The sequence below is a fragment of the Lyngbya confervoides BDU141951 genome, assembly GCF_000817775.3.
Classification (GTDB): Bacteria; Cyanobacteriota; Cyanobacteriia; order Thermosynechococcales; family Thermosynechococcaceae; genus Lyngbya; species Lyngbya confervoides.
The window spans coordinates 1-6,145 of sequence record NZ_JTHE03000026.1; the positions used below are offsets into that span (position 1 = coordinate 1).

5 protein-coding genes are annotated in these 6,145 nt (G+C 53.4%); 3 read left to right on the forward strand and 2 right to left on the reverse strand.

The features are described 5' to 3' along the window. From QQ91_RS03935 to QQ91_RS21895, 3 genes are all read left to right on the forward strand, one after another. On the forward strand, positions 1–1,502 hold a 1,502-nt coding region (locus QQ91_RS03935), incomplete at its 5' end, for an APC family permease (protein ID WP_166283924.1). A gap of 76 nt (positions 1,503–1,578) precedes the next feature. Then, positions 1,579–4,218: a phosphatidylglycerol lysyltransferase domain-containing protein gene (locus QQ91_RS03940; protein ID WP_166283926.1), complete on the forward strand. Its 2,640-nt coding sequence runs from the start codon at positions 1,579–1,581 to the stop codon at positions 4,216–4,218. A 723-nt stretch (positions 4,219–4,941) separates the two neighbouring features. Beyond that, entirely contained in the window at positions 4,942–5,136 is a 195-nt protein-coding gene (locus tag QQ91_RS21895; protein ID WP_201277524.1) for a hypothetical protein, read from the forward strand. Between the two features lie 171 nt (positions 5,137–5,307). Here QQ91_RS21895 and lepB read toward each other — a convergent pair whose 3' ends face one another. Continuing rightward, positions 5,308–5,874 carry a signal peptidase I gene (gene lepB / locus QQ91_RS03950; RefSeq protein ID WP_166283928.1) on the reverse strand — a complete coding sequence of 189 codons (567 nt, stop codon included), beginning with the start codon at positions 5,872–5,874 and terminating at the stop codon, positions 5,308–5,310. A 27-nt stretch (positions 5,875–5,901) separates the two neighbouring features. Then, the coding region (locus QQ91_RS03955) for a PDZ domain-containing protein (protein WP_166283930.1) at positions 5,902–6,145 on the reverse strand (244 nt) is incomplete at its 5' end.

The window sequence follows — 6,145 nt, forward strand, 5'->3', positions numbered from 1 at the left end:
TGGTGGCGGCCAGCGCCCTGATGATTGACTATGGGCTAACGGTGACGGTTAGCATTGCCGCTGGCACAGCCGCCCTCACCTCGGCCATTCCCGCCCTCACCCCCTGGACCACAGAACTGTGCATCTTGTTTGTGGGACTGCTGATGCTGGCAAACTTGAGAGGGCTGCGGGAATCGGGTCGCTTGTTTCTGGTGCCCACCTATTTATTTATCCTCAGCATTTTTGGGTTGCTGCTCCTGGGTCTGGGGCAGCAGATCCTGGGAGTTCCCCCGCCCTCGCCACCCAGCATCCCCGCCCAGCAGTCCGTGAGCTTATTCTTAATTCTCCGGGCCTTCTCAGCGGGCTGCACAGCGCTCACGGGCATTGAGGCCATTTCCAACGGGGTGCCGGTCTTCCGGGTACCGGAGTGGATCAATGCCCGACGCACCATGCTGGCCATGGGCGTGATTCTGGGGTCGATGTTTTTAGGCATTACCTTCCTCACCCATGCCTATCAGATTGTGCCGACGGAGGGAGAAACGGTCTTATCCCTGCTCGGACGACAGATTCTAGGAACGGGGCCGCTCTACTATGGGCTCCAGGCTGCAACGCTCTTAATTTTGATCCTAGCGGCCAATACGAGCTATGCCGATTTCCCCAGGCTGGCTTCGCTGCTGGCTAGGGACCAATTTCTGCCGCGTCAGCTCATGCGCTTGGGCGATCGCCTGGTTTATTCCAATGGCATCCTGTTGCTGAGCGGTTTCGCCACGGTGCTGCTCTTCATCTTCCAGGGCAGCGTGAATCGGATCATTCCTCTGTATGCCGTGGGCGTATTTACCTCCTTTACCCTGTCCCAGTTTGGCATGGTGCGCCATTGGCTGAGCGATCGCCGTTCCGGCTGGTTGGGCAGTGCCCTGGTCAATGGACTGGGAGGACTCGCCACGATGGGCGTCTTGCTGGTGATCATTTCCACAAAGTTCCGGTTGGGCGCCTGGGTAGTGGTGCTGGCCATTCCGATGCTGGTGGCGCTGTTCCTAGCCATTCGTCGCCATTATCGGTATGTGAATGCCAGATTAAGCCTTCAGCCCCCATCCCCCACCCAGTCGGTGCCCCCCCCGGTCCCTCCCCGCCATTCTGCCATTGTTTTAGTGGGGCAACTCAATCAAGGTTCAATTGCAGCCCTGGACTATGCCCGCACCATTGCCCAAGAGATTGTGGCAGTCCATGTCGATATGGGCATACAAGAACCAGATCACATTCGCCAGGACTGGGAAACCCTGGAAAGAGATATCCCCCTGGTTATTCTAGACTCCCCGTACCGCACGGTGGCTGAACCGCTGGCCAACTTCGTGGCCAACTTTGAAGCGCAAAATCAGGCGTCCTTTTCCACCGTGATTATCCCCATGCTGGTCACCCACCATTGGTGGGAAAATTTATTACACAATCAAACTGGATATTTCTTAAAAAACGCCTTAAAAACCAAAAAAAGCCGAATTATTTCCACCTATTACCATTACCTATAACGGTATAGCCGGCGAAGTTGGAATGGGTTGGAACGGATTGATTTTATAGAGATAGCAATGGAGTCCCTCAAAATCCATGATGCGATATCGCGCTCCGGTGGTTCAAGGATTGCTGTGGATGCTTCCGCTGTTCACGGCATTGGTCGGGGGGGTTAATATTATTTCGGCCATTACCCCTGGGTTACGCAACCGCTGGGAATGGCTCGCCGATCTCTATCCCTTTGAAGTCAGAGCGGGGGGACATATTTTTGCGGCGCTAACAGGCTTTTTTCTGCTGACGTTGGCCACGCGGTTACTGCGACGCAAAACCTGGGCATGGCGGCTCGCGGTTGGGCTATTGATGGTTTCCATTGTCAGTCATCTCCTCAAGGGGTTGGACTATGAGGAGGCGCTACTGTCTGGGACGTTGCTTTTGCAATTAATCCTGCTGCGATCGCACTTTACCGCCCAGTCCGATCCGCCCTCCATTCGTCAGGGAATCCGGGTGTTGGGGGGGGCATTGATTTTTACCCTGGCCTACGGCACCCTGGGCTTCCTATGGCTAGATCAGCATTATGCAGTGAAGTTTAATCTGCTAGAGGCGTTCCGGCAAACCCTGGCCATGTTTTTTACCGCGGATAATGCGGGCTTGCAGGCCACCAACCGCTACGGCCAGTTCTTTGCCAACTCCATCTATCTCATGGGGGCCGTTTCCCTGGGATACGCATTTTGGATGATTCTGCGCCCGGTACTGCTAAGCCAGACAGAAAGCGAAGCAAACCGGCAGCGCGCCACAGCCATTGTCAATCAGTACGGTTGTACTTCCCTGGCCCGTTTCACACTGTTTCCCGATAAATATTACTTCTTCAGCCCCTCGGGACAAAGCATCATTGCCTATGTCCCCAAAGGGCGGACGGCCCTAGCCTTGGGGGATCCGATTGGGCCACCCGCGGAGCGCCAGGAGGTGTTGCAGAGTTTTCAGATATTTTGCCACCGCAATGACTGGCTGCCCGCCTTTTATCAGGTCTTGCCTCAGGATCTGAAGCTTTACCAGTCCATGGGCTGGCAAAGCTTAAAAATTGGCGAAGAAGGGATTGTTGATTTGCAGCGCTTTACCTTGCAGGGAAAGGCCGGACGTAAACTTCGATCTTCTCTCAATAAGCTCACCCAGGCAGGCTATCGCCTTCAATTCTATCAACCGCCTATTTCCGGGACGTTATTAGATCAGCTTGAATCCATTAGCGATGAGTGGTTAGCGATGATGCAGGGGGCTGAAAAACAGTTTTCCCTAGGATGGTTTGATCGCACCTATTTGAGCGAGAGTGAAATTGCCGTGGTGCTGGCCCCGGATGGGACGCCTCAGGCCTTTGCCAATGTCATTCCTGAATATCAAAACAATGAAGCCACCATTGATTTAATGCGTCGCCGACAGGTTGTAGAGCATGGAATCATGGATTTTCTCTTTATCGCGTTGTTTGAGCACTTCCAAGCGCAAGGATACGACGGTTTTAATTTAGGACTTTCGGCTCTTTCAGGGGTGGGACAATCCTCCACATCTCGCAGACTAGAGCGAGTGCTACATTTCCTGTACGAGCATTTGAATCAGTTCTACAACTTTCAGGGATTACACGCCTACAAGGATAAGTTTGATCCGCGCTGGGAGCCTCGATATCTGGTCTATCCCAGTTTAACGACCCTGCCCGAGGTGGTCCTTGCCCTGGTGCGAGCAGATTCGGGCGATCGCCTCTGGGATTATTTCAACCCTGGCTTGCTTCGTCAACTGGGCCTCCCCTGGCAGCGTCTATCCCAATGGACTTCGGGGCTCCTGGGCCTGAGTCTCTTTGGTCTTGCGGTTTGGGCGATCGCTCAGGAGGTGCAAAAATATTCCTGGTCTGCCTTGCTCCAAGCCTTGGGATCGATTCCCTCGCCCTGGATTCTTCTGGCTCTGGGGCTCACGGGAGCGAATTACGCAGTGCTGGCAGGCTATGACATCCTGGCTTTGCGATACATCAAGGTCCCGTTGGCCTGGCAAAAATCAGCCCAGGCAGCCCTGGTGAGCTACGCCGTCAGTAACAGCGTTGGTTTTGCCCTGCTCAGCGGCAGTGCCCTTCGCTATCGAATGTATACCGCCTGGGGGCTCACCCTTCCGCAAATTAGCCGCATCATTGCCTTTTGCAACTTTAGCTTTTGGCTGGGACTGTTTGCCATTGGAGGGGTGATGTTCCTGTTTGACCCCATTGCACTCCCGAAGTTTTTAAAGCTGCCCTTTGAAACAGTGCTCCCTCTGGGCCTTTGCTTTACTCTGGTCACAGCAGCATACTTGGGCCTGAGTTGGTTTCGTCGCCGTCCCCTTCGGCTGCGTTCCTGGGTTTTACCCCATATTCCGCCGCAAATCTCGATTCTTCAGATCGGCCTCACCTCACTCGACTGGATCCTGGCCGCAGGCGTCCTGTTTATACTGTTGCCCAAAAGCATTCCGCTTTCCTTCTTTGGATTTTTTGGCATTTATTTACTGGCCCAGGTGGTCGGGGTAATCAGTAATGTACCCGGCGGCTTGGGGGTGTTTGAAAGTATGATTCTGCTGTTGTTATCTCCACCGGTTCCTAGCCTCCAGCTACTGGGGGCCTTACTAGCCTACCGCTGTATTTATTATCTTGTTCCCCTCTTGAGCGCTATATTCCTGCTAGGAATCCATGAAATTATCCAATATCGCCAGCGAAGATTCCCTGCCCCATAGTCAGTTCATGCGTTCAGTTCATGCATTCAGTCAACATGAATAGCAAGATAGCATTCATCTCTCACCTTCCCTTCACCCTTTCCCTGGCGCTGGGAAGCAATGCGGGAATCGAGGAGATCACAGATTAGAAAATAACGGCCAGAACATAACGGCCAGGACATAACCATCAGTAAATGCCCCTGGTTAGAAGCACACAGTGTATCAACTGCGCCATCTCTGAACCAAGGGCAACCTGTGAGGGTGAAAGCGGGTAAAGGGGAGAGGCCGCGTTCCCCCTACATCGACCTCTTTGAACCTGGATGTAACATAGAGTGCGGATGTGACAACAGGGCGATCGCCAGATGTCAAAGTTGTGTCAATCCTTGCTGCCGCCCCTGGGTCAGCCACCTAATTTCTGGTGTATGCGCCTGGATTAAAGGTCAGAAAATCCAGCATATTCACCAGATAATTTTGACATTTGATGCAATAGGCATCATTTTAGCTCAATTCTGTACTTTTCCGACCAAATAGGCTACGGGTAGGACCTTACTCTGGCAAGATAAGGGGAGATTCTGAGGGCCTATCCTGAAAATTAGATTCAGAGGATAGGTAGCGAATAAAGGCGAAAATAAAACCTCCCAGAACAATCATGACAAGGATTCCTCCAACCGCGTAGACAATGCGCCAAAGAAATTCGGCCGGATCTGGATCTTTCATCAAAAAACTCCTTTGTGGATACCCCGCTTGAATCAAAGATTGCAAGCGTGTGAGGAACAATGCGCTAGCCGAACGGGGTTCAATGCCCCTGAGGCTAGCAATCCAGTATTTCGAGCAATCAGCCGCACCTTAGAAGCCGTGAACTGCCCCAATCGTCGCCAGTGGCTATCGGATACTGAAACTTGTCTGGCTGTGTCTCCAGAAACCCAGCCGGTATATTGACGCCCTGCCATCTCGGCAACCACCAAATCACCTTTACGAAACCCGTGACGGGTGACCGTGCCGCCATACGCTCGACGCTTGCCCCCTTTGACGAACTGCCGTATAAGAGGAGAACGACAAACGTGGGATACCCCCCGCCGAGTCTGCCCCCACCCAATTAGAGGATGGACATTACTCTACAGTTCCTAAGCGATCCAGCGGCCAGAATCGCGCCACCGCTTTCCCCACAATATCCTGACGGGGCACAAACCCCCAATAGTGACTATCGTAGCTATTATTGCGATTATCACCGAGCACCAGATAGTCCTGGGCCGGAACGGTAACCGGCCCCCACTGATACTTAGGCTGATCTGCAATGTATTTTTCCGAGAGCGCTTGACCATTCACATAGACAAGTCCCCCACTCACCTCCACCCTATCGCCTGGCAGACCAATTACCCGTTTGATAAAGGCCTCATGAAAATTTTCTCGTTCCAGCTCTGGCGTCGGGTTAAAGACAACAATGTCGCCGCGATGGGGAGCGGTAAAGTCGTAGCTGAGTTTGTCAATCAGCAGGCGATCGTTGACCTGAAGCGTCGGTTCCATCGATCCGGAGGGAATGTAGCGTGCCTCAAGGATAAAGGTGCGGATTCCCAGGGCCATCAGCAGACTCAGGCTAAGGGTTTGCAAAGTTTCAAGCCAAACGGGGCGATCGCTGGCCCATGACGAAGCCTGGGGGCGGGTCGAGGGGGTCATCATCTATTTACACCACAGAATCGACAGAATCTAACTGGCTTTGGCGGCAGGAAGGGCACCCGGTTTGACCGCTAAGTGCAGGGTCTGTCCATTGCGGGTAAGCTCAAGTTTGAGAACTTGCCCAATCTGGCTAGCATCAACCGCTTCCTGTACCGCCGCTGCCTCGGTGACCCCTTGGCCATTGATTTGATGGATAACATCTCCCGCTCGAATGCCACCGCGATCGGCAGGAGAGTTGGCGAAGACCTTCGCCACCAACACCCCATGATCCTCC